Source organism: Gordonia sp. SGD-V-85 (genome assembly GCF_001456905.1).
Lineage (GTDB): Bacteria > Actinomycetota > Actinomycetes > Mycobacteriales > Mycobacteriaceae > Gordonia > Gordonia hongkongensis.
Genome location: NZ_LNQO01000005.1, coordinates 101,580 through 125,373 on the forward strand (window position 1 = coordinate 101,580; position 23,794 = coordinate 125,373).

Below are 23,794 nucleotides of genomic sequence, written 5' to 3' on the forward strand. Positions count from 1 at the left end.
TTACCGCGGCACATCGAGCGCATCCACACCCAGGACCGCCGCCGCGGCGTTGCGGCCCGGGATACCGCTGACCCCGCCGCCGCGTCGAGCGCCCGCGCCGCACAACAACACTCGCGGGTGAGGGGTCTCCACACCCCACCGGCCCACCTCGGATGCGGTCTCGGCCCACGGCCACTGCAGCGGTCGGTGGAAGATGTGACCACCGGGTAGCCCGACGGCACCCTCGAGGTCCTGCGGCGTCTTCGCCTCGATGCACGGCCGCCCGTTCTGATCATGCGCGATGACCGACTGAATCGGTTCCTCCAGAACCGAATTGAGCGATGCGAAGGTCGCGCCGACGGCGTGTTCGACGGCGCCGGGTTCGTCGAACACCTCGGGCGGCATGTGCAGTCCGAACAGGGTCAGCGTGTGTTTGCCCGCCAGTTCCGGTCCGAGGATCGACGGGTCGGTGAGGGTGTGGCAGTAGATCTCGCATGGCGGGACCTCTGGCACCTCACCACGATTCGCTTGCCGCCACGCGTCGTGCAGCTGGGTGGCGGTCTGGTTGATGTGGAAGGTCCCGGCGAACGCCGCAACCGGCGAGACCGACGTGTCGCGGAGTCGGGGTAGCCGGTCGAGCAGCAGGTTGATCTTCAGCTGCGATCCGCGGACGTCGGGCTCGCAGGGGATCGGCGTCCCGTCGAGGAATGTGTTGAACACCTGCGGCGCACAGGCCGCGTACAGCATCGAGCCGCCGAAGGTGTCGCTCGTCGTCTCGACTGTCCCGTCCGCCGGATCGATGCCGGTGATCTCGACACCCGTTCTGATGTCGGCGCCCGCCGAGGTCGCCGCCTGATAGAGCGCACCTGAGACGGCCCCCATTCCGCCGACCGGGACATCCCAGTCCCCGGTTCCGCCGCCGATCACGTGATAGAGGAAGCAGATGTTCTGGCGCAGGGACGGGTCGTCGAGGTCGGCGAAGGTACCGATGAATCCGTCGGTGGCGGCGATGCCGCGCACCAGATCGTCGTCGAAGTACTGGCCCAGGAGTGTGCCCAGCGGCAGCGTGGTGAGCGCCTCCCACAGTTCGGCGGTCGACGTGTCGGTGGTGGACTTGCCTGGGCCGACGACGAGGTCGTGCATGTCGGCGGCGGTCCGCAACGGCTGGGTCATGGTCGGGAAGACGCGGTCGGCGACCACGCCGAGCCGACGGTAGAACGACTGCCATGCGGTGAAACCGATGTCGGAGCCCGTCACGCGGCGGAAGGACGCGGCCGTCCCGTCGTCGTCGAGGTTGTCGACCAGGATGCCGCGCGCCGGGTCAGACGGCAGCGGTGTGTACGACGAATAGCGGCGTCGGATGAGTGTGACGTCGAGGTCGAGGTCGGCGATGATCTCGCGCGGCATCAACGAGACCAGGTACGAATACCGCGACAGGCGCGCGGAGAGACCGGCGAACGGCGTCGCCGACACCGTGGCGCCGCCGACGTGGTCGGCCTTCTCGAGGACGAGCACACGCCGGCCGGCACGAGCGAGGTAGGCGGCAGCCGTGAGGCCGTTGTGTCCCGCGCCCACCACGATGTCGTCGTACGACGCGTCGTCTCCGGTGCTCATCGGTCAAGCGTTCCAGATCGACCGGCGGCGCAGGATGCGGTTGTCGACATATCCTGATGCGGTGGACATCCCCTCGGTCGAGCTCAGCAACGGCACCTCGATCCCCCTGGTGGGGCTCGGCACCTACAACATGCTCGGCCAGCCGTGTGTCAGCGCCGTCGGCTCGGCGATCAAGTCCGGCTACCGACTTCTCGACACGGCGCCCCGGTACAGCAACGAGCTGAGCGTCGGGATGGGGCTGCACGGCACCGGCGTCGCCCGCGAAGACATCGTCGTGCAGACCAAGCTGGGCGGCGGCGACCAGGGTTTCGACGAGGCGATCAACGCAGCCAAGGAGAGCGCCCGGCGGCTGGGCGTCGCACACATCGACGTCTACCTCATCCACTGGCCCTGCCCGAGCCTCGGCCGCACCGTCGACTCGTGGAAGGCGCTGCTCACCCTCGCCGACGAGGGTTACGTCCGTACCCCAGGGGTCTCGAACTTCAAGCAGCATCACCTGCAGATGCTGTTCGACGAGACGGGACGGTGGCCGGTTCTCAACCAGATCCAGTGCTCGCCCGTCCTGCAGCGAACTGAGCTGCGGGAGTTCATGGCGAGCAAGGGTATCCACGCGCAGGCCTGGCAACCGACCGGACGCAAGGAGGGTCTGCTCGCCGACCCGGTCGTCCTCCGGATCGCACGCAAGTACGGCAAGTCGCCCACGCAGGTCGCGCTGCGGTGGTCGGTGCAGAACGGGATCAGCGTCGTCCCGAAGTCGTCGCACACCGGACGGCAGCTCGAGAACGCCGACCTCTTCGACTTCGTGCTCGACCCCGCCGACCTGGCCGAACTCGCCACCCTCGACCGCGGCGAGCGCGCCGCCCGTGACTCCGACGTCGACGAGGAGTTCTGACCCCGCCCGTCGACTGGGCGTCCGCTTTCGTTGACCGTGCGTTCTCGGGTCAGCGGATCTTGAAGATGACCATCCGCTGGACGACGAAGTTGATGACCGTCGCCGTGCCTTGGGCGACGACGTACGCCGCGAAGCTGTACAGCAGCGTTTCCTGCCAGGCATGTGACAGAAGCGTGTAGATGCCGACGTTGACGAAGTAGGTCACCACGTAGAGCGCGACGACCGACACGAACCGCGCCATGCTCGGTTCGGCTCGGAACGTCCATCGACGGTTCAGTAGGTACGCGACGGTGGTGCCGAGGATGAACCCCGCGGATTTCGCGGGCCAGAACGGGACGTCCAGGCCGTATTGCAGGAGGATCGTCAGCCCGAAGTCCAGAAGTCCGGAGAACCCGCCGGTGATGACGAAGCGAACGAGCTGGGTCTTCAGACCGACGTTCGTCGACGCCTCTTCGTCGTCGAGGGGCAGCTCGATCGGCATCGGCGCATGGCGCGTGGCGAAGTCCTCGTGGCTCGGTTCTTCGTCATCGCGGACGTGGTCACCAGGGTCGGGTCGAGACACGCTGACACCCTAGCCGACGACGTCCTGGCTACCGTGCCGACGGGCGTTGCGGGTTTCGACGCACAGTCGACGAAAACCAGCACGCAGTCGACGAGATCGGACGCACAGTCGACGGGTCAGGCCCGCTGCGGGACCTCCGGTGGGATGGCCGCGAGCAACGCGCGGGTGTAGTCGGTTGCGGGGTCGTGGAGGATGGTCGACGCCGGTCCACTCTCCACGACCTTCCCATACTGCATCACCGCGACGGTGTCGCTGATCTGCTCGACGACGGCCAGGTCGTGCGCGATGAACAGATAGGTCAGCCCCTTCTGACGCTGGAGCTCGGCGAGCAGGTCGAGGACGCTGGCCTGCACCGACACGTCGAGCGACGCCGTCGATTCGTCCAGGATCAGGACCTCCGGGTCGGACGCCAGCGCACGGGCGATGCTCACCCGCTGCCGCTGGCCGCCGGACATCTCGTGCGGATAGCGGTCGAGGAACGACGCGTCCAGGCTGACGTCGGCGAGCAACTCTTCGGCACGACTCCGCGTGCCGTCCCGGCCGTCGGTGAGGCCGTGCGTCCGCAGCGGTTCGGCGATCGACGCCGCCACCGTCATCCGCGGATCGAGCGAGGCGGCCGGGTCCTGGAACACCATGGCGACGCGGCGTCGGAGCAGGGCTTCGTCGGCGCCGCGCGCCCCGATGGCCTCGACCCTCCGGCCGTCGAGGGTGATGGTCACGCTGCCGCGCACCATCGTGCCCTGGGCGGACGTGATGAGGCCGGTGATCACGCCGGCCACGGTCGATTTCCCCGAACCCGATTCGCCGACGATCCCGAGCGTCCGGCCACGAGCGACCTGCAGGTCGACCCCGTCGGCGGCGTGCACCACCCGGCGCCCCGACGGGCCGCGGACCACATAGTCGACGCCCAGCCCGGTGACACTCAGGAGCGGCTCGTCGTCGACCCGCTTCTGAAGGGGCGACGCGCCACCACGTTCGGTGACCTTGCTCAGCAGCGGGCGTGAGTCGAGCAGCGTGCGGCTGTACTCGTCCTGCGGGTCGTCGAACAGCGTTGTGACGTCATTGCTCTCGACGATCCGGCCGGATCGCAGCACCATCACCCGGTCGGCGATCCGCCCGATGACGCCGAGGTCGTGACTGATCCACACCACCGCCATACCGCGTTCCCGCTGTAGTTTCGCGACGAGGTCGATGATCTGTGCCTGCGTGGTCACGTCGAGTGCGGTGGTGGCCTCGTCGGCGATGAGGAGTTCCGGATCGCAGGCCAATGCGATCGCGATCATGACGCGCTGCCGTTGGCCGCCGGACAACTGATGCGGGTATGCGCGCAAACGGCTTTCGGGGTCGGGCAGGTTCACGTCGCGCAGCAGGGTCAGAGCCCGTTCGCGCGCCTCGCCCCGCGAGAGGCCGAGATGCCGGCGCGGGCCCTCGGTCAGTTGTTGTTCGACGGTGAGCAGGGGATTGAGGCTCGACGACGGGTCCTGAAAGACGAAGCCGACTCGCGAACCTTGTAGGTCCCGGAGTTTCGCCGGTGTGGCGCCGACGATTTCGGTGTCGCCGAGGCGGGCCGACCCGCGGACGTACGCGCTGGGCGCGTCGAAGAGCCCGGTCGCCGACAACACGCTCAGTGACTTGCCTGAACCGCTCTCCCCGACGATCCCGAGCGTCTCACCCGGCGCGACCGAGAAACTGATGCCGTGCACGATCTCTCGCGGACCGACACCGACGACGAGATCCTCCACGCGCAGCACCGATCCGTCGGTGTCGACGTGTTTCGCGGTCGACGGTGTGGTCACCGTCGGCGACTTGCGTTCGTACCCGCGGTTGCGCAGCAGCGTGCGCTGGCGCGGGTCGAGCACATCGCGTACGCCGTCGCCGACGAGGTTGAAAGCGAAGACCGTCACGAGGATCGCCAGACCGGGGAACACACCCATCCACCAGGCGGTGGTGATGAACCCCTGTGCGTCGAAGAGCATCCGGCCCCACGACGGGTCGGGCGGTTGAACACCGAGGCCGAGGAACGAGAGTGCCGCCTCCGACAGGATCGCGAACGCCAGCGAGATCGAGGTCTGGACGATGACCGGTCCGGAGATGTTCGGCAGCACATGGCGTGCCAGGATCGCCGGTGTCCCCACCCCCATCGTGCGTGACGCCTGGACGTACTGGGTCTGTCGCACACGCAGGGTGTCGGCGCGCGCCACCCGGGCGAAGATCGGTATGTAGACGACGCCGATCGCGATCATCGCCGAGGTGACTCCCGGTCCCAGGATGGCGACGATGGCCAGCGCGAGCAGCAGTACCGGGAAAGAGAAGACCACATCGACGATCCGCATGAGCGCGGTGTCGAGGACGCCACCGGCGAAACCGGCGACCATACCGAGGATCACGCCGACGGTGAGGGAGATCGCCACTGCGATGACCGCCACGCGCATGCTCACCGACGCGGCGAGCACCACCCGGGAGAAGACGTCGCGACCCAGGTCGTCGGTCCCGAAGAGATGGGACCAACTGGGTGCCTGCAGCGCATTCGGGACGTCGATCTCGTTGGCGCCGTATGGAGCGATGAGCGGACCGAACACCGCGCACACGAGGACGACTGCGATGATGATCAGCCCGATCACCGAGGTGCGGTTGCGTAGCAGCAATCGCCAGGCCGAATCGGTCGACGTTCCGCTGTTGAGCTCGGTGCCGGCCGGTTCGTCGTCGACTCCGGTACCGGGCTCCGGCGGGTCGGGTGAGGTGAGGGTCATGACAGTCGAATCCTGGGATCGATGACGGCGTAGAGGATGTCGACGACGAGGTTGACGACCAGGAAGATCACCGCGATGAGCAGGATCGCACCCTGTAGGACCGGGTAGTCGCGCGCGGCGACCGAGTCGTAGACCAGCAGACCCAGTCCGGGCCAGGCGAACACGACCTCTACGACGATGACACCGCCGAGCAGACCTGCGAACTGGATACCGGAGATGGTCAGCACGGGTACGAGCGCGTTGCGTCCGACGTGATCGAGGAGAACACGCTTGGTGCTCAGCCCTTTCGATTCGGCCGTCGTCACGAACGGTGCGTTCGCCACGTCGAGCACCGACGAGCGCACGTACCGCGTCATGATCGCCCCCGTCACGACCCCGACCGTGATCGCCGGCAGCACGAGGTGTTCGAGCCAACCGAGTGGGTCGTCGGCGAAGGGCTGATACCCGGCCGACGGTAACCAGCCGAGCGCGGTGGAGAAGAGACCGATCAGCAGGATGCCCATCCAGAAGTCGGGCACGGAGATCCCGAACTGGCTCACCACGCGGATGACGTTGTCGGCCAGCCGACCTTCCCGCAGCGCGGCCCAGAAACCGAGTGGCACGGCGATGAGCAACGCGACGACGATCGCCGCGGTCGCGAGTGTGATCGTGGCGGGAAGCCGATCGAAGAGCATCGTCGTGACCGGTTCGCTGTTGCGGAAGCTGACACCCAGGTCACCGGTGAAGGCACTGCCGACATAGTTCACCAGCTGCGCTGCCAGCGGCTGGTCGAGTCCGGAGGCGCTGCGCAGCGCCTCATACGATTCCGGGGTGTAGCGGGTGCCGAGCGCGATGCGGACGGGATCACCGGGCACGACCTGCATCAGGAAGAACACCGCGACGATCACGCCGAGCAGGACCGCGACGGTGTAGAGCAGGCGCACGACGATGAAGCGCGCCAGCGGCGAGTGCAACGCGGTCATCTCAGCTCCTCTCCAGCCGGGCATCGCGGAATCGGATGGCCTTGTCGGGTCGGACGACATATTCCCGGAGCTGCGTCACAAAGGCCTGGGTCGACGACGGGTTGTAGAGGTAGAGGTAGCTCACGTCGTCGGCGATGATGCTCGCGGCCTCGGCGTAGATCCGCTTGCGGGCATCGACGTCGAGTTCGGTTCGACCCCGGTCCAACAAGGCGTCGACCTCGGGGTTCGAGTACTTCTGCGAGTTCGACGTGCCCTCGGAATGGTGTTGGGCGTAGTAGAAGTCGTCTGGGTCGATGTTGCCCAGCCAACCGAGCAGCAGGGCGTCGAAGTCGCCGGCGGCCTGGCGATCGAGCCATGCGCCGAAGTCGAGTTGTTCGATCCGCACGTCGATCCCGACGTCGGCGAGGTTCGACGCGATCACCTGCGCCGCCGTCACCGTCTCGGGATACTCGGTGGTCACCATCAGGCGCATGTCGAGTCCGCGGATGCCGGCCTGCCGGAGCAGGTCTCTGGCCTTCGCGACGGCGGCGTCGCGGTCGAGTCCGGCGGTATAGCGGTCGTAGGGTGCGAACCAGGGACTGGTCGCGGGGATCGCGAGCTCGTTGGGCGTCGCGGTCCCGTACCCGACGACCTGCGCGATCGAGTCCCGGTCGATCGCATACGCGACCGCCTGGCGGACCCGGGTGTCGTCGAACGGCGGGGCGTCGAAGTTCATCGTGACGTACCAGTAGTCGTTGGCGACCACGGTCCCGACATCGAGTGCGTCGTCGCGGCGCAGGATGCTGAGCTGCTGGGCGGGAATGGCGTCGGTCCAATCGATCTCACCCGACCGTAGTGCGGACACCGCGGTCGTTCCCTGTGAGATGAAGCTGTAGCGCACGCCGTCGACGGCGGGCGCCCCACCCCAGTAGTCGGGATTCGACGCCAACACGATGGATGCGCCCGGCGACCGGGAGACGAACGAGAACGGCCCGGTGCCGATCGGCCTGGTCGTGATCTCACCGGATTCGACGTTGCGGCGGTTGACGATGGCCAGTCCCTTGAACCCGCCGATGCTCGTCAGCAGATTGGGGGTCGGCGCGCTGACGGTGAACCGGACCCGACGGTCGTCGAGGGCGGTGATCGACGCGATGGCCTCGAGTTTGTATGCGTTGGACAGTTCTTCGTCGATGATCCGCCGAAAGGAGTATTCGACATCGGCTGCGGTCAGCGGGTCGCCGTTGTGGAACGTGACCCCGTCGCGCAGCGTGAACGTCCATTGCAGGCCGTCGGGGCTGACCTCCCAGCTCTCGGCCAGTGCCGGCCGCATCTGGAGTTGCTCGTCGGGTTCGACGAGGGTGTCGAAGACGTTCTCGAGTACTTCGAAGGTGAAGTAGGAACTGGACTTCTGCGGGTCGAGCTGGTCGGGTTCACCGGCGATGGCGGCCTTGATGGTGTTGACGGTGTCCGACGACCCGCCACCGCATGCGGCCAGCACGGACGTGCCCAGCAAGGCGGTTCCGGCGACACCGGCGACGCGAAGGAACCCGCGGCGATCGAGAACGTCGGGTCTGCGCGGCGGAAGCTGCTCGCGCACAGATGAATACACCGACCCGCTCGGCGAATCGGTCATCACTGTCCTCCCGCCCGGCGAGTGTTCGCCTCGGAGTCTCACCGCACGTCGGCCGCGCCACGGCATGCGTGAGGCGCCCTGCTGTGCAGTGTGCCCCAGCGGTACAGGTGGTGCAACCGTGCCATACCTCCGCGGACGGAGAAATTGCGGCAGGAGGACAGGATCAGCTGTTGACCTTCGCGATCACGTTGTCGGCGTACCAGTTCAGATGGTCGATCTTGGTCTGCAGCGGCTCGGTGTCGTCGCCCATGACATACGGCAGCCGGAAACCGACGATCACGTCGGTGATCCCCTTGTCTTCCAGCCGCTTACATCCGTCGACGGTGTAGGCGTCCATGGAGATCACGTGGATCTCGAACGGATCGTTGGTCTTTCCCTCGGCCTTGCGGATCTCGTTGATCCGGTCCAGCAGCGTCTCGAGCTCCTCGGGCGGACCGCCACCGTGCATCCAGCCGTCACCGCGGATGACCGCACGACGCAGCGCGGCGTCGGCGTGGCCGCCCACGAGTAGCGGGATTGGTTCGGTGGGCGCGGGCGTCATCTTGATCTTGGGGATGTCGTAGAACTCGCCGTGGAACTCGAAGTACTCGCCGGTGGTCAGGCCGCGGATGATGTCCATGCACTCGTCCATCCGCTTGCCGCGGCGCTTGAAGTCCACGCCCATGAAGTCGTAGTCCTCGGGCCACGGACTCGTGCCGACGCCCATCGCGAAGCGGTTGTTCGTCAGGTACGCCACCGAGCTGGCCTGCTTGGCGACCAGCGCGGGCGGGCGGACCGGCAGCTTCACCACGAACGGGGTGAAGCGGATGGTCGAGGTGACCGCGCCGAGCGCCGCGGCCTGGATGAAGGTCTCGATGAACGCCTTGCCGTCGAGGAACTCGCGATTGCCGTCGGGGGTGTACGGATACTTCGCGTCCGATTCCTCCGGATAGGCCAGCGAGTCGGGAATGGTGAAGCCGGCGTACCCCGCGGCTTCGGCGGCCTGCGCGAGCGGCGCGTAGTACGACGGATCGGTCATGGCCTCGGCATACGTGAACCGCATCATGCTCCTCGGGACGGCAGTGAAACTCCGTCCACAGTAGAACACGTTCTAGTTATTCGACATGGACTTCGTCATCGTCGCAGGTCTCCAGCGCGCAGGGGGATGGCAATTGTTGGCTGTGTCGGCCCAGGGTCAGCGAAGCCCCGCGAGGGGATTGTCCGTAGTCGCGCCGGGGCCCGGGTGTACCCGTAGTTCGCCGGTGCCGATTCGCTCGCCGCATGCCGAGCATGTCGGCTCGACCGTCATCGTCTGACCGCAGGAGTGTGTCGACACCACTGGTGCGCCGTCCTCGGCGGTCCACCGGTCACCCCACTGACGTAACGCGGCCAGAACCGTCCAGAGGTCCCGGCCCTTCTCGGTGAGGCGGTAGTCGTAGCGCACCGGGTTGTCCTGGTACGGCTCCTTCGCCAGGATCTCGTGTTCGACGAGGGTGTCCAGTCGCTGGGTCAACACGTTGCGCGCGATGCCGAGCCGCGACGAGAACTCGTCGAAACGCTTCACGCCGAACATCGCGTCCCGAACGATGAGCAGCGTCCACCATTCACCGACGACCTCCAATGTCTGGGCGATCGAGCAGTTCATCTCGGCGAACGAGGCGCGGCGCATGAAATCCAGAGTAGTGGGTTGCGTGACGCAACTCAACCTGCTTGCATGAGTTGCGTGAAGCAACTCAGCAGGCACAGCCCTGTCGACGACGGATTGTCGGACAGTTTCGGAGCGACCCCGACCGGCGATGGCCGTTGGTCGGCGACCATCGACCCCTCCTGGTGGGGGAGGTCGGGTCCGCACGGCGGTGCGATCGCGGCGTTGGCCGTCCGGGTCGGTGCCGATGCGGCGCCCGACGTATCGGTGCGCGCTCTCGATCTGCGGTTTGTCGGCAAGCCGGACGGCGGGGAGTTGCTCCTGACGCCGTCGGTTCGGGAGGTCGGTCGGTACACGAGGGTCGTCGACGTCACGGTCACCCAGGCGGGTGTCGACATCGCGTCGGCATCAGTCACGACCGGGCGGGTCGGGGAACGCGCACCCACCGATGTCATCGACCGGGTCGCGGGCGTTCCCGGCCCGGAAGGGCTCGACCCCTTCATGATTCCCCCGGAGATCGTGCCGATGGGCGCGCAGCTCGATGTGCGACCGGTCGACGGTCCGCTCGCGCTCACCGGAGCCGACGAGGCCTGGATGCGGGCATGGATCACCACCCGAACCCCGATCGCCGTCGACGCCGGTTACCTGGCCCTGCTGGCGGATTGCCTACCGCCCGCCGTCTTCCCGATTCTGACTGCGCCGCTTGCCTTCCGACGGTGGCCTTCTCCATGCATGTGACGGCGCCGCTGGACGACGCCACTCCGGCGCCGATTCTCGTCCATACGCGTAACACCTCGACGTCCGGCGGCTGGTCGGTCGACGACACCACGCTGCGCGACCGCGGCGGCCGGCTCCTCGCCTCCGCGCGCCAGAGTCGCCGGGTTCTCGGATGGCCGGTCCGATGACGGTCACTCGAAGCGGCCCGGCAGCGCCGGCGCCGACTGTTGCGCGGCCCGGCCTCGTTCTGCTGATCCTGTCCGGGGCAGCGTTCATGGCCAGTCTCGACGTCTTCATCGTCAACGTCGCCTTCGACGACATCGGCGCCGACTTCACCGGCGCGACCCTGTCCCAGATGTCCTGGATCCTCAACGCGTACGCCATCCTGTATGCGGCGCTCCTTGTTCCGGCGGGCCGGATCGTCGATCGGTACGGCCGCAAGGGCGGCTTCCTGCTCGGTCTCGCGATCTTCACCGCGGCGAGTGCGGCATGTGCCGCGGCGCAGGGCGTCTGGTGGCTGGTGGCATTCCGCGCACTGCAGGCACTCGGCGCGGCGATTCTGACCCCGGCGAGCCTGGGTCTGGTCGTGGCGACGTTGCCGCCGGAACGTCGGGCCCGGTCGGTGCGCATCTGGGCGGCCACCGGCGCCCTGGCCGCGGCCTTCGGGCCGGCCGTCGGCGGTCTTCTCGTCGAGGCGTCGTGGCGCTGGGTGTTCCTGGTCAACGTGCCCGTCGGTGTGGCGGCGATCGTCGCCGGGGCGATCGTACTGTCCCGCCCCCAAAACGTCTCGGCCAGTGGCTTTCCGGACGCGTTGGGCGCGCTTCTCCTGGTCGTCTCGGTGGGGGCCTTGACACTCGGTCTGGTCCAGGGGAGTGAGTGGGGTTGGACGGACGCGCGGATCACCGGTGCGTGGATCGTCGCCGGGGTAGGGCTCGTCGGCTTCGTCCTCAGTTCGGCGCCTCATCCCGAACCGGTGATCTCGCCTGCACTGCTGCGGATCCGGGCCTTCTCGGTCGCGAACGTGACGATGCTGCTGTTCTCCATCCCGTTCGCCGGCGCACTTCTCGCGAACATCCTGTGGTTGCAGCAGGTCTGGGATTTCTCGCCGATCGTGACGGGTCTCGCGGTCTCGACCGGACCGCTGATGGTGCCGATCTTCGCGGCCGTGTCGCATCGCCTCAGTGCGCGGGTCGCGGTGGGGCGACTCGTTGCGTTCGGTTGTGTGCTCTTCGGTCTCGGGTCGGCCCTCATCGCGCTGTCGGTCGACGCCACACCGGGTTTCGCCACCGAGTTCCTGCCGGGCTGGCTGATCGGCGGTGTCGGAGTGGGCTTTGCGTTGCCGTCGATCCTGTCCTCGGCGACCGCCGACCTCCCCGCGGATCAGGCCGCCACCGGAAGCGCGGTGGTCAACATGAGTCGTCAGATCGGCATGTCGCTGGGTGTCAGCTTACTGGTCGCGATCATCGGCACCTCGGCGGTGTACGCCGATGTGCACAACTCGTTCCTGACCGCCTGGTGGGTACTCGCGGGAATCGCTGCGCTGGGGGCTGTTTCAGCGTTGGGGATGACCCCGCGGCATGGTGCTCCCTGAGGTGAGAGGAGTGCAACCTCAGGGAGTGGAGCAGGAGCAAGCCCTCAGGGCCGCGTGAACCGCTCTCGGCGACCGAGGCCGCGAAGACGCACCCACTCGGCGAAGCCCTTCGGATCACGTTGCTGCACAAGGAAGAACCAGCCGAACCGGGCGTACTCCTGGGGCAGCAGCCTGCGGAGTCCGGGCTGGCTCATCAGGTAACCGCGGTTGCGGTAGGTGAAGAACCGCTTGGTGTCGTTGTCGGGGTACTGGGTGTGCATGCGACCGCCCAGGATCGGTCGGAATTCCGCCGAGCCGTCGGGGTGGAGGTATCCCGCGCGCAGGCAGGTACCGAACCGCACGCCCGAGCGAACCAACCGACGGTGCACCTCCACCTCGTCGCCGCGGAAGAACAATCGCAGGTCCGGCACGCCCACCTGCTCGAGGCACCGTGCGGAGAACAGAGCGCCGTTGAACAGCGACGCGATGCCGGGCAGCAGATCGTCGTCCTGGGTTTCACCGTCGGCAAAAAGCTCGGACCGCTTACGGCGCCACACGAGTCCGCGTCGCAGCGGGAAGGCGAGCGTGTCCGGGTCGTCGAGGTTGGCGACCACCGGTGACACCTCGTCGAGATCATGCCGTGCGGCGCAGTCGAGCAGCGTCGAGAGGACCGTCGGACCGTCGGGTCGGCCGTCGTCGTCGGCGCACCAGACCCAGTCGGCGCCGAGGGCGAGCGCGTGCAGCATGCCGAGGGCGAAGCCGCCGGCACCGCCGAGATTGCGCTCCGATCCCAGGTACGTCGTCGGAACGGGCTGCGCCGCAACGAGTTCGGCGACTTCGGGTTCGTCGGCGTTGTCGACGACGATCAAGTGGTCGACGGGCCGATCCTGTCCGGACACCACGGCAAGTGACTCCGCCAGCAACTCGACGCGACGGTGGGTGACCACCACTGCGATCACCTTCTGGCCGGCACCGGCGTCGGTCACTCCGGCTTCCCCTGCGCGTCGGACCTCTCGAGGTCGGCGATCACTTTCCGGACATGCGCCGCGGCGTCGGGTCCCTCATACGCGCCGACGACCTCTTCGATGCCGCCTTCCATGCGGACCTGTCCGTGATCGATCCACAGGGCGCGGTCGCACAACTGGGCCAGGAACTCATTGGAATGGCTGGCGAACACCAGGATTCCCGACCGCTCGACGAGCGCCTGGAGCCGACCCCGCGCCTTGCGCATGAAGTCGGCGTCGACGGCGCCGATGCCCTCGTCGAGGATGAGGATCTCCGGGTCGATGGAGGTCACCACGCCGAGTGCGATGCGCACCCGCATACCGGTGGAGTAGGTGCGCAGCGGCATCTGCAGGTAGTCGCCGAGCTCGGTGAACTCCGCGATGTCGTCGATCTTCTTGAGCATCTCCTTGCGCGTCATGCCCAGGAACATGCCGCGGATGATGATGTTCTCGTAGCCGGAGATCTCCGGGTCCATGCCGACGCCGAGGTCGAAGACGGGTGCGACGCGGCCGTGCACCCGGCACGCGCCGCGGGTGGGTTCGTAGATGCCGGAGAGCAGGCGCAGCAGCGTCGACTTGCCTGCGCCGTTGTGTCCGACCAGGCCGACCCGGTCGCCGTGCTTCAGATGCAGGTTGATGTCCTTGAGCGCCTCGACGACCACCACGTTCGACTCGGTGGAACCGATCACGCCGCCGGCGGCGCCGATGACCGACTTTTTCAGCGAGCGCGTCTTGGCGTCGAAGATGGGGAAGTCGACGCACGCATCCCACGTGTCGACCCGGACCCGATCGTCGACGGGGTTGATGTTCTTGGCCATCTCGATTCCGTCCCTACACCCAGTACGCCACGCGGGCCCGGTAGTTGCGCATCACCAGCATCGCCAGCACCCAGCCGACGGCGGTGCAGCCCAGGACGACGGCCCAGTGATAGAACTCCACCGGCTCACCCAGCAGCGGCCCACGTGCGATCTCCAGGTAATGGAACATCGGGTTCAGCTCGACGAGCTTCAGCCGCGACGACGTCTCGCCCGTCGAATTGCCCAGGCTCTGGGTGGTCCAGATGATCGGCGTCATGAAGAACACCAGCTGCACCACGGTGGTCAGGAGTTGGCCGATGTCGCGGAACCGCGTCGACAAGATACCGAAGACGATGGTCACCCAGATCGAGTTCAGCACGTAGAGCACCAGCGCGGGGACGATCAGCGTCACCGTCCATTTGAGCGGCGGCGGAAAGATCAGGAACAGGATGACGATGATGACGACGTTGTGGGCGAAGATGATCAGCGCTCGCCACACGACCCGGTAGACGTGCACGCTCACCGGGGCCGGGAGCTGCTTGATCAGGCCCTCGTTCTTCGAGAAGACTTCCGCACCCTCGAGGATCGAGCTCGAGATGAAGTTCCAGAAGATGAAACCGAGTGCGACGTACGGCAGGAACACCTTGATGTCCATGCCGAACAACTCGCCGTAGAGCAGGCTCATCGCGATGGCGGTCACACCGGTTGCGATGACGATCCACAGCGGTCCCAGCACCGAACGGCGGTAACGCTGCTTGATGTCCTGCCAACCGAGATGGAACCACAGCTCGCGGCTTGCGAAACCGTCGCCGAGGTCCTTGACCGCGCGCGCGAAGCTGCGCGAATCGGACCCCTCGGGACGCGCGGGAATCGCGTCGTCGTCTACTACCGCTGACACGAGGAGTCAGCGTACCCGTCGGCCCCTTTGCTGCTCCCCGCTGGTTGAGCAGGCGACGAGCGCAGCCGCCGGCGCGAGCAAGCGGCCAAGAAGCGCGTCGAGGTCGAGGAGCCGTGTCGAAGCCACTCGACCCGACCCACAGCTGTCAGAGGTACTGCCCGGTGCTGTGACCTGGACCGCCGGGCGCGGGCATCCCGGGCGGAAGCGCGCCCTGACGCATCTGCTCGAGCTGGGCGCGGGCGGCCATCTGCTGGGCGAACAGCGCGGTCTGGATGCCGTGGAAGAGTCCCTCGAGCCAACCCACGAGCTGGGCCTGGGCGATGCGGAGCTCGGCGTCCGACGGGGTGCCCTCGTCGGAGAAGGGGAGTGCGAGACGTTCGAGTTCTTCGCGCAGCTCCGGGGCGAGGCCTTCTTCGAGTTCACGCACCGACGATTGGTGGATCTCACGCAGGCGGTTCCGCGACGCGTCGTCGAGAGGAGCCGCACGGACCTCTTCGAGGAGCTGCTTGATCATCGTGCCGATGCGCATGACCTTGGCGGGTTGCTCGACCATGTCGGCGACGCTGGTCGATTCCGACGACTCGCCGTTCGTCTGCCCATCCGTGCCCGCGCCGACGACGATCACGTTGTCGGAGTCGCCGGCCGAGCCGAACGGTCCTGAGGTGGGGCCGGGTCCTGGAGTGCCTTCGATAGCCATGCGTCCCATTGTGCCCGGACACCGCGAAACGGCAGATGGCCGACGTCTATCCTCGTGCCCATGGCTTTCGACGTCGCCTACGTGCGTGGATTGATTCCATCGCTCGGCGACGGCTGGATCCATCTCGACCCGCAGGCGGGGATGCAGATCCCCGATTCGGTCGCGACCGCCGTGACCACCAGTTTCCGCTCCCTGTCCGCCGCCCCGGGCGGGGTCTACCCGTCGGCTCGCGCGAGCGCGGAGGTGGTCGACGGTGCCCGGCGCGCGATCGCCGATCTCGTCGGCGGAGACGCCGCGGGTGTCGTGCTCGGACCGTCGCGGTACGTGCTGCTGGCCGGTCTGGCAGAGGCGCTCGCGCCGCATGCGTGGCTGCGGGGTGACGTCGTCGTCACGCGTCAGGACGACGAGCCGAACATCGTGCCGTGGCTGCGCGCGGCGGATCGTTACGGCGGCCGGGTTCGCTGGGCCGAGGTCGACGTCGAGACCGGCGGACTACCGGCCTGGCAGTTCGGCGATCTCGTCACACCCGATACGGAGGTCGTCGCGGTGACCCTGGCGTCGTCCACGACCGGGGCCGTCACCGACATCAGCGAGATCGCGCCGCTGGTCCGCGAAGCCGGCGCGCTCCTGGTCGTCGACGCGACCAACGCGGCGCCGTACATCAGCCTGGACATCCACGACCTGGGTGCCGACGTCCTCGTCGTGTCGGCCGAGCGGTGGGGTGGTCCGCGCATGGCGGCCATGGCATTCCGCGAACCCCACCTGATCGACCGGCTGAAGCTGATGTCCATGAACCCGTCCGCGCGCGGACCCGCCCGGCTAGAACCCGAACCGCATCAGGGCGCGATGCTCGCCGGATTGGTCGCGTCGGTGGAACATCTCGCGGGACTCGACGAGGCCGGGATCGGTAAGCGTCGGCGGCGTCTCGTCACATCGATGGACGGTGTCTACGAGTATCTGCAGCGCCTCAACTATTACCTTGGCACGACGCTGTCCCAGCTCAACCATGTGAACCTGGTGGGGACCGAGGAGAACCGGATACCGCTGGCGAGCTTCACCGTGGAGTCGGTGGGTGCCGACAAGGTCGTCCGGCGCCTGGCCGACAACGGTGTCTGCGCACTCGCCGACCTTCCCAACCGCGCACTGGCACGGATGGGTGCACCCGACTTCGGCGGTGCCGTCACGGTCGGGCTGGCCCCGTACTCGACGCCGTACGAGGTCGATCACCTGGTGCGAACGCTGGGTTCATTGGCCTGAAGCGCCCGGCAACTCTTCCGAAATTCACTATGGTGTTGTTTGGGTTAACGACAATGTATGTTGTCATGCTGTGTCGGCAAAAACGATTGATGGTCCAGAGAAGGGCCCGCCCCGGTCGCTCACCGCTGCGGAGGCCGAGAGCTGGATGAACCTCGTCGACGGCGGCTGGGCGCTCTTCGCCCGCGTCAACGACGAGTTCGCGAAACGCGGTCTCTCGGTATCCGATCTGCGCATTCTCGAAGCGGTCTGTACCAACCGGCAGTTGAGCGTCAGCGAGGTCGCCGACGCCGTGCACATGCGGGTCAGCACGGTGTCGCGCATGATCGGCCGGCTCAGCGACGACGGCAACATCCACCGGTTCGAGTCCAAGGCCGACGGCCGACACCGACTCGTGCGTCTGACCGATCACGGTCGGCGCACCCTCGCCATTCATGTGAACGCCCGAGATCAGGTGATCCGGCAATTCGTCGTCGACGCGATGACCCCGGAGGAGTTCACCGCCCTCGGCGTCGCGTTCCGCAAGATCCGGGAGGCCGTCGACGCCGCAGGGCCCGCGGCTTCCGACTGAGCCCCCTCAGCCCGCGACGCTCAGCAGCACCTTCCCGACCACGTCTCCGCTGTTGAGATGGTCGTGCGCGGCGTCGGCGTCGGCGAGCGGGAACACGCGATCGACGACGGGTACGACCGTGCCCGCCTCGATCAAGGGCCAGGTCCGGGTCAGGGTCGACGCCACGACCTCGGCCTTGCCGCCGGGGCCGTGCACGGGTCGGGCACGCAGCGTCGTACCCATCACCGACAGCCGTTTGGCGAGTAGATGTCCGAGATTGATCTCGGTCGTGGTGCCGCCCTGCATGCCGATGATGACGAGGCGCCCATCGGTACGCAGCGCCTTCAGGTTCGACTTCAGATACTTCGCCCCGATGATGTCGAGGATGACGTCGGCGCCGCCGGCGTCCTGGAGGATCTCGGCGAAGTCCTGGCTCGAGTAGTCGATGAGGATGTCGGCGCCGAACTCGCGGCAGCGCTCGAGCTTGTCCTGCGTGCGGGCGGTCACCGCGACGCGAGCGCCCATCGCGTGGGCGATCTGGGTGGCGTGGGTGCCGATGCCGCTGGACCCGCCGTGGATGAGCAGCAGCTCGCCGGTGGTCAGATGCGCGGTGTCGAAGATGTTCGACGACACGGTGCACGCCACCTCGGGCAGAGCCGCCGCGGACACCAGGTCGACGCCCTTGGGCACCGCGAGGACCTGCTCGACCGGGACCGACACCTTCTCGGCGTAACCGCCGCCGGCGAGCAGCGCGCACACCTCGTCGCCCTCCGACCAGCCGCTGACTCCGTCGCCGAGGGCCGAGATCCGCCCCGAGACCTCGAGTCCGAGGGTGTCCGACGCACCGGGTGGCGGGGGATAGTTGCCCGCCCGCTGCAGGATGTCGGCGCGATTCACGCCGGCCGCGACCACATCGATCACGACCTCGCCGGACGCGGGAGTCGGGTCGGGCACATCTGACAGGGACAGGTTCTCTGAGTCGACGACGATGGCTTTCACCTCTTCGATGGTGTCACAGCGCACCGCAGTGCCAGGCGAGGTCCGGTCCGGCGCTCGTGTGTAACCTTGCTCGTCAGGGAAGCGTGGCAGAGCGGCCGAATGCACTCGCCTTGAAAGCGAGCGTGGGTAAAACCACCGGGGGTTCAAATCCCTCCGCTTCCGCCAGAAGTGTTACTTGTTTGCGCTTGTTTGCGCAGGCAGCCAGCCGCCCGAGTCCGCGCCACCCGTGCCCTGACTGCTCGACGCCGGCAGATGCCTGACGGTCTGCGGCGTTGACGACGGCCTTCAGATCATCGTCCAGCGGCATGACCTGCATCAGGGTGTTTGAGCAACAGTCTCTGTCGCGACCGTCGATGCGGCCCGCGAGTTGGCCTCACCTCACTGCATCGGTGCTCGCCGGACCCGCTTTCCAGGGCTGCGGCGAACCTTGAAATTGACGGGGCCAATTTCAAGGTTAGTGCGTTAACCTTGAAATCACATCGTTGGTTTTCAAGGTTGGATCACCCAGTGGATCTCGAGAGATTGAGAAACAGCCCGGTCGGGGAGCTAGTGCCCATCAGGGGTCACGACCCTCGGTTCAACGAGGAGTACGAGTACTTCGGCTACGTCCCCAACAGACTGCCTGCGGGTTTCGAGTTGCAGGCGTCGACGTACTCGGTCGTTGTCGAAGCGACCGCAGCGCTCGCCCGAGCAGATCAGGCTTCTTCGCTGCTCCCCAATCCCACACTGCTGGCGCGGCCGGCGACGCGCCGCGAGGCAGTCAGCACGTCGGCTCTAGAAGGGACTTACGCGGCTCTGTCGGACGTGTTCGAGGCGGACTTCCTTGACAACGACGAGATGACCAGCTCAGTCAGTGAAGTTCGAAACTACGTAACCGCAGCGGAGCGCGCTTACGAGATGATCGGTCAAGGCCGATCGATCTCCATCCGAATGCTCGAAGACCTGCAAGTTGAACTACTCCGAGGCACACCCAGTGACGGTGCACACGCCGGTAGCGTGCGCACCTCTCAGGTCTTCTTAGGTGTCGGCAACCGGCGTGTGGATTCGGCCCGCTTCGTTCCGCCTCCAGCGGACCATCGTTTGACCGATGGCTTGGAAGCGTGGCAAGCGTGGATACGCGAGGTCAACGACGTGCCCACGATCATCCGTGTTGCTGTGTCTCACTACCAGTTTGAGACGCTCCACCCGTTTCACGACGGAAACGGTCGCTTGGGTCGGCTCGTCGCGACTTTGCAGCTCATGTGCGCGGGCGAGTTGCGATACCCCATCCTGAACTTGTCTCCATGGCTTGTGCAGAGGCGCTCTGAGTATCAAGACGGATTGCTTCGCGTGTCACAGACGGGGGACTGGGACACGTGGATTTGCTTTATGTCTGCAGCAATTCACGCCGAGGCTCTCGAGGTTGTGGCCCGAGTCGATCGGCTACTCGCCCTGCGCGAGAGCTTCCAGCTGACACTGCGCGGGTCGAAGGGTGTCGCACTGCGCATCGCTGACGACTTGGTGGGGTACCCAATGATCACGGCCACCCTCGCTTCGAAGTTGTACGGCGTTTCGTACCAAGCAGCGAACTCTGCGATAGCGAAGTTAGTGGACCTGAAAATTCTTCGACAGCGTACCGCTGGCCGGTACGACCGGATCTTTCAGTGCGATGCCGTCCTGACTGCCCTGGAGTACTGAGCGACACCGAGGCCAGAGGAGAAAGATGATGAGCACCGGTGGATTCACCGTTGCGTCGTTCAATGTCAACGGGATCCGCGCCGCGCGCCGTCGGGGGTTCGACGCCTGGCTCGCCGGACGACAGCCCGACGTGGTCGGACTACAGGAACTGCGGTGTGGCATCGACGACGTCGGTGAGTTCGACGGTTACCACGCAGCGGTCGACGTCGGCTCCATCGCGGGACGTAACGGCGTCGCGGTGCTCACCAGAAATGAGCCGGCCGCGGTGCGCACCTGGCTGACCCATCCGCCGAAGGCTCGCGGGCTGTCCGCTTTCGCTCACGAGGGTCGCTACGTCGAGGTCGATCTCGCCGATCGTCCACTGACGGTCGCCAGTCTCTATCTGCCCAAGGGTGGACTCCCGGCCGAGTTGCAGCGTCCCGGCTCGATGCGCGAGGCGCCCGACGGCGGCGCCAAATACGCACGCAAGCAACGCTTTCTGGCCGGGTTCACCCGTGAGCTCGCGCGCAACCGGCTCACCGCCCGCCGCGCCGGCCGAGAGTTTCTACTCCTCGGCGACCTCAACGTGGCACACCTCGAACACGACGTCACCAACTGGCGCGCGGCCCGCAAGATGGAGGGCTTCCTTCCCGAAGAACGCGCCTGGTTCGGCGAGATCACCGGTCCGCGCCGGCTGGTGGACGTCGTACGCGCCCTGCACGGTGACCGTCCCGGACCGCTCACCTGGTGGAGCTGGGCGGGGGCGTCGTTCGTCAAGGACGTCGGGTGGCGCATCGACCACCAGCTCGCCTCGCCCGCGCTTGCCCGGCGGGCGCGCTCGGTGGTGGTCGACAAGGAGGCGTCGCCGGACCTTCGGCTGTCCGATCACGCCCCGCTGGTCGTCGAGTACGCCGAGCTGTGATCCGGGGCTCCCGCGTCCCTGATCGATGGTGGTCGCCGAGTGGCTTCGACTCGGCGCCTCGCTGGCGCTCGGTGCCGGCTCAACCAGCGGTGGTTGCGGTTGCGGCTGCGGCTCACCCAGCGGTGGTTGTAGCTCACCCGACCGGCTCAACCGGCAAGAGGTGGCGCCGGCTCTACCAGCAGTGGGGAGGCTGCGATGACATCGTATGGACAGTTCTGTCCGGTGGCCAAGGCGATGGAATTGCTCGACGAGCGCTGGACGATCCTCATCGTCCGCGAACTACTCTTGGGCAGTCGGCATTTCAACGAGTTGCGACGCGGGGTGCCGAAGATGTCGCCGGCTCTGCTCACCAAGCGCCTGCGCAGTCTGGAACGTGCCGGGGTGATCAACCGCAGCGTTGTCGGCGGTCGTTCGGTGTACACGTTGACGACGATGGGCGAGGAGCTCGCCACGGTCGTAGAGGCACTGAGCGCGTGGGGAATCCGCTGGATCGGCGAGCTGGGCGACGCCGACCTCGACCCGCATCTGCTCATGTGGGACATGCACCGCACCGTCCCGGTCGACCGGTGGCCGCGACGACGCACCATGGTGCAGTTCGTCTTTCGCGATGTCATCGGCAAGGCGAGCACATGGTGGCTGGTCGTCGCGGGTGGTGAGGCGCAGGTGTGCGACTTCGACCCCGGTTACGAACTCGACGCCACCGTGATGACCGATCTGCGTACTCTCACCGAGATCTGGCGGGGCGACATCGACTGGCGTCTGGCGCTCGCCGCCGACCGCGTCGAGATCCACGGTGCCGCGGAGGTGGCACGAGACGTGCCGTCGTGGATCGGGCAGAGCCTCTCGTCGGCGGTCCCGCGACCGGCGTGAGCGCCGCGGGCACCGTCAGGCGATGTCCCGGCGGAACGTCGTGTAGCGACCGATGACCGCGAACGCGGCGATGTAGGCGAGCATGACGAGGGCGCCGGCCCATTGCGGGAGCAGGTCGTCACTGCCACCACCCATCGTGGCGAAGAAGCTGGAGCCGACGAGGGCGTCGGCGGCGGACCCGGGCAGGAACTTCGACACCGACGACGTGACGTCGAAGGTCGCCAGCGCGATGCGTGCGATCGGTTCCACGAGCTGGGTGAAGGCCAGCAGGATCACGATCGCGGCGACCTGGTTGGACACCACAGCGCCGAACGCCACCCCCATCGCGGTCCACAGCACCATCACCAGCATCGACAGGCCGATCACCTCGAGGGTGGAGCTGTCGCCGAGAAATGCGCCGTCCCCGACCGTCGCGAGGATCGGTGCCGCCGTCGCGACGACCGCGAGAGTGCCGAGGACGCCGTAGAGGAGACCCATCGGGATACCGGCGATCAGCTTGGCCACCAACAGGATTCCGCGTCTCGGTTCGACGAGCAGGCTCGCCGTGATGGTCTTGTGCCGGAACTCCCCGGTCACCGCGAGGCTGCCGATCACCAGGGCGAACACGTAACCGATCGGGCTGGTGAGGGCGTAGATCGAGCGGGCCAGATCAGCGCCGACGAGGGTCGTGGGTTGTTGCATGGCGTTCTCGGTCGTCATCGAGAACGCCAGGGCCGCACCGATGAACCCGAGGTAGGCGACCATGGCGATGAGCAGGACCCACCACATCCGCGTGGAGGTGAACTTGCGGTACTCGGCGATCAGGGCGGCCCTCATCGGACGGCCCCCGGCGACGTCGGTGCCCCGTTCGGGCCGGGATCGGCTGACCCGCCGGAGAAATGACTGGTCGGTGCGTCCGAAGACTTCGTGAGATGCAGGAAGACCGCCTCGAGGTCGGCGCCGACGTCGGCGAGCTGGTGCAGTTCGATGCCCGCGGTGAAGGCGGCCGTCCCGACCGTGGCCGCACTCACGCCGGGCACCCGGAAACCGTCGTGCGTGTCCTCGAGGTGCCACCCGCGTTCGCCGGCGAGTGCGACGAACGACGCGCGCGACGGAGTTCGGACGACGACCGCGTGCTCGGCCAGCGCCTCGAAGTCGGCGAGCGTGGAGGCCCGGACCAGTTTGCCGTTGCCGATCACCACCACGTCGTCGACGGTGCTCCGCACCTCGGCGAGCACGTGGCTGGAGACCAGGACCGTTCGACCCTCGTGGGCCAGTGACCGCAGCAGCCCGCGCAGCCACACGATGCCCTGGGGGTCGAGACCGTTGGCCGGCTCGTCGAGCAGGATGATCTGCGGATCGCCGAGCAGCGCGGTGGCAAGGCCGAGGCGCTGCCGCATGCCCATCGAGTAACCACCGACGCGGCGGTCCGCGGCCTGAGCGAGTCCGACGAAGTCGAGCACTTCCCGGCACCGCGACGTCGGGACCCCGACCTGCGGGGCGAGTGCCTTCAGGTGCCCGAGTCCGGTGCGCCCGGGGTGAAAGCTCGACGCCTCGAGCGCCGCGCCGACGTGCTGGGCGGGTCGCGGGATCTCCCGGAACGGGCGGTCGCCGATGAGTGCCCGGCCGGCGGTCGGTTCGACCAGGCCCAGGAGCATCCGCAGGGTCGTGGTCTTGCCCGAACCGTTCGGTCCGAGAAACCCGGTGACGCGACCGGGGGCAACGGTGAACGACAGGTCGTCGACCGCGGTCAGGCTGCCGAATCGCTTGGTGAGACCGTCGATCGTTATCGCGGGTGACTCCATCGGTGCCTTCCGTCGGTGGGCTGGCCCATACGCTATCAAACGCGCACGTGGTCAACCGCTTTCATGTCGAAACCCGCCGTG

At 67.0% G+C, this 23,794-nt stretch carries 21 protein-coding genes, 1 tRNA gene and 1 pseudogene; 9 read left to right on the forward strand and 14 right to left on the reverse strand.

Features of this window, described 5'->3' with window-relative positions; genetic code table 11:
• Positions 1–1,593 (reverse strand): phytoene desaturase family protein, encoded by a 1,593-nt coding sequence (locus tag AS181_RS07465; RefSeq protein WP_058250960.1) that lies wholly within the window; start codon positions 1,591–1,593, stop codon positions 1–3.
• A 61-nt stretch (positions 1,594–1,654) separates the two neighbouring features.
• On the opposite strand from AS181_RS07465, the gene AS181_RS07470 reads away from it, so the two are divergent.
• Entirely contained in the window at positions 1,655–2,485 is an 831-nt protein-coding gene (locus tag AS181_RS07470) for an aldo/keto reductase (protein WP_058250961.1), read from the forward strand.
• A 49-nt stretch (positions 2,486–2,534) separates the two neighbouring features.
• Here the strand turns inward: AS181_RS07470 and AS181_RS07475 are convergent, their stop codons facing one another.
• The 6 genes from AS181_RS07475 to AS181_RS07505 form a co-directional block, all read right to left on the reverse strand.
• Positions 2,535–3,047, reverse strand: coding sequence for a GtrA family protein (locus AS181_RS07475; protein WP_082652886.1), 513 nt, complete (start codon positions 3,045–3,047; stop codon positions 2,535–2,537).
• 116 nt (positions 3,048–3,163) lie between these two features.
• Positions 3,164–5,797 (reverse strand): ABC transporter ATP-binding protein/permease, encoded by a 2,634-nt coding sequence (locus AS181_RS07485; RefSeq protein ID WP_058250964.1) that lies wholly within the window; start codon positions 5,795–5,797, stop codon positions 3,164–3,166.
• Positions 5,794–6,759 (reverse strand): ABC transporter permease, encoded by a 966-nt coding sequence (locus tag AS181_RS07490; protein WP_058250965.1) that lies wholly within the window; start codon positions 6,757–6,759, stop codon positions 5,794–5,796. Before AS181_RS07490 ends, AS181_RS07485 begins: the two co-directional genes overlap by 4 nt.
• A 1-nt stretch (position 6,760) precedes the next feature.
• Complete coding sequence (locus AS181_RS07495) at positions 6,761–8,371, reverse strand: ABC transporter substrate-binding protein (protein WP_058250966.1); 1,611 nt, start codon at positions 8,369–8,371, stop codon at positions 6,761–6,763.
• 163 nt (positions 8,372–8,534) lie between these two features.
• Entirely contained in the window at positions 8,535–9,413 is an 879-nt protein-coding gene (locus tag AS181_RS07500) for a TIGR03619 family F420-dependent LLM class oxidoreductase (RefSeq protein WP_058251131.1), read from the reverse strand.
• Positions 9,414–9,545: 132 nt separating this feature from the next.
• Positions 9,546–10,019, reverse strand: a complete 474-nt coding sequence (locus AS181_RS07505) for a winged helix-turn-helix transcriptional regulator (protein ID WP_058250967.1) — start codon at positions 10,017–10,019, stop codon at positions 9,546–9,548.
• 54 nt (positions 10,020–10,073) lie between these two features.
• On the opposite strand from AS181_RS07505, the pseudogene AS181_RS07510 reads away from it, so the two are divergent.
• Together AS181_RS07510 and AS181_RS07515 are read left to right on the forward strand one after the other, a co-directional pair.
• Positions 10,074–10,900 (forward strand): annotated as a pseudogene (locus tag AS181_RS07510) (acyl-CoA thioesterase).
• Complete coding sequence (locus AS181_RS07515) at positions 10,885–12,303, forward strand: DHA2 family efflux MFS transporter permease subunit (RefSeq protein ID WP_082652887.1); 1,419 nt, start codon at positions 10,885–10,887, stop codon at positions 12,301–12,303. The pseudogene AS181_RS07510 and the gene AS181_RS07515 overlap by 16 nt, the downstream one beginning before the upstream one ends.
• A gap of 44 nt (positions 12,304–12,347) precedes the next feature.
• Here the strand turns inward: AS181_RS07515 and glfT1 are convergent, their stop codons facing one another.
• The 4 genes from glfT1 to AS181_RS07535 all read right to left on the reverse strand — a co-directional run bounded on the left by glfT1 (position 12,348) and on the right by AS181_RS07535 (position 15,678).
• Positions 12,348–13,268, reverse strand: coding sequence for a galactofuranosyltransferase GlfT1 (glfT1, locus tag AS181_RS07520; protein ID WP_058250968.1), 921 nt, complete (start codon positions 13,266–13,268; stop codon positions 12,348–12,350).
• Positions 13,265–14,104: a galactan export ABC transporter ATP-binding subunit Wzt/RfbE gene (wzt, locus tag AS181_RS07525; RefSeq protein WP_058250969.1), complete on the reverse strand. Its 840-nt coding sequence runs from the start codon at positions 14,102–14,104 to the stop codon at positions 13,265–13,267. The genes glfT1 and wzt overlap by 4 nt, the downstream gene beginning before the upstream one ends.
• Before the next feature lie 13 nt (positions 14,105–14,117).
• Positions 14,118–14,981 (reverse strand): galactan export ABC transporter permease subunit Wzm/RfbD, encoded by an 864-nt coding sequence (gene wzm, locus AS181_RS07530; RefSeq protein ID WP_058250970.1) that lies wholly within the window; start codon positions 14,979–14,981, stop codon positions 14,118–14,120.
• A gap of 145 nt (positions 14,982–15,126) precedes the next feature.
• A complete protein-coding gene (locus AS181_RS07535) occupies positions 15,127–15,678 on the reverse strand; it encodes a bacterial proteasome activator family protein (protein ID WP_058251133.1) in 552 nt (183 codons plus the stop codon).
• 60 nt (positions 15,679–15,738) lie between these two features.
• On the opposite strand from AS181_RS07535, the gene AS181_RS07540 reads away from it, so the two are divergent.
• Positions 15,739–16,935, forward strand: a complete 1,197-nt coding sequence (locus AS181_RS07540; protein WP_058250971.1) for a cysteine desulfurase-like protein — start codon at positions 15,739–15,741, stop codon at positions 16,933–16,935.
• A 145-nt stretch (positions 16,936–17,080) separates the two neighbouring features.
• Complete coding sequence (locus AS181_RS07545; RefSeq protein ID WP_058250972.1) at positions 17,081–17,503, forward strand: MarR family winged helix-turn-helix transcriptional regulator; 423 nt, start codon at positions 17,081–17,083, stop codon at positions 17,501–17,503.
• Positions 17,504–17,509: 6 nt separating this feature from the next.
• Here the strand turns inward: AS181_RS07545 and AS181_RS07550 are convergent, their stop codons facing one another.
• Positions 17,510–18,481 carry an NAD(P)H-quinone oxidoreductase gene (locus AS181_RS07550; protein WP_058251134.1) on the reverse strand — a complete coding sequence of 324 codons (972 nt, stop codon included), beginning with the start codon at positions 18,479–18,481 and terminating at the stop codon, positions 17,510–17,512.
• A gap of 77 nt (positions 18,482–18,558) precedes the next feature.
• Here AS181_RS07550 and AS181_RS07555 point away from each other — a divergent pair.
• From AS181_RS07555 to AS181_RS07570, 4 genes are all read left to right on the forward strand, one after another.
• Positions 18,559–18,646, forward strand: a tRNA-Ser gene (locus AS181_RS07555).
• A gap of 342 nt (positions 18,647–18,988) precedes the next feature.
• On the forward strand, positions 18,989–20,158 hold the full coding sequence (locus AS181_RS07560; RefSeq protein WP_058250973.1) for a Fic family protein: 1,170 nt from the start codon (positions 18,989–18,991) through the stop codon (positions 20,156–20,158).
• A 28-nt stretch (positions 20,159–20,186) separates the two neighbouring features.
• On the forward strand, positions 20,187–21,059 hold the full coding sequence (locus AS181_RS07565; protein ID WP_058251135.1) for an exodeoxyribonuclease III: 873 nt from the start codon (positions 20,187–20,189) through the stop codon (positions 21,057–21,059).
• Between the two features lie 195 nt (positions 21,060–21,254).
• Complete coding sequence (locus AS181_RS07570) at positions 21,255–21,929, forward strand: winged helix-turn-helix transcriptional regulator (protein WP_058250974.1); 675 nt, start codon at positions 21,255–21,257, stop codon at positions 21,927–21,929.
• 15 nt (positions 21,930–21,944) lie between these two features.
• On the opposite strand, the gene AS181_RS07575 is transcribed toward AS181_RS07570, so the two are convergent.
• Together AS181_RS07575 and AS181_RS07580 are read right to left on the reverse strand one after the other, a co-directional pair.
• Positions 21,945–22,745: an ABC transporter permease subunit gene (locus AS181_RS07575; protein WP_058250975.1), complete on the reverse strand. Its 801-nt coding sequence runs from the start codon at positions 22,743–22,745 to the stop codon at positions 21,945–21,947.
• Complete coding sequence (locus tag AS181_RS07580; protein WP_058250976.1) at positions 22,742–23,713, reverse strand: ABC transporter ATP-binding protein; 972 nt, start codon at positions 23,711–23,713, stop codon at positions 22,742–22,744. The genes AS181_RS07575 and AS181_RS07580 overlap by 4 nt, the downstream gene beginning before the upstream one ends.
• Between the last annotated feature and the right edge of the window lie 81 nt (positions 23,714–23,794).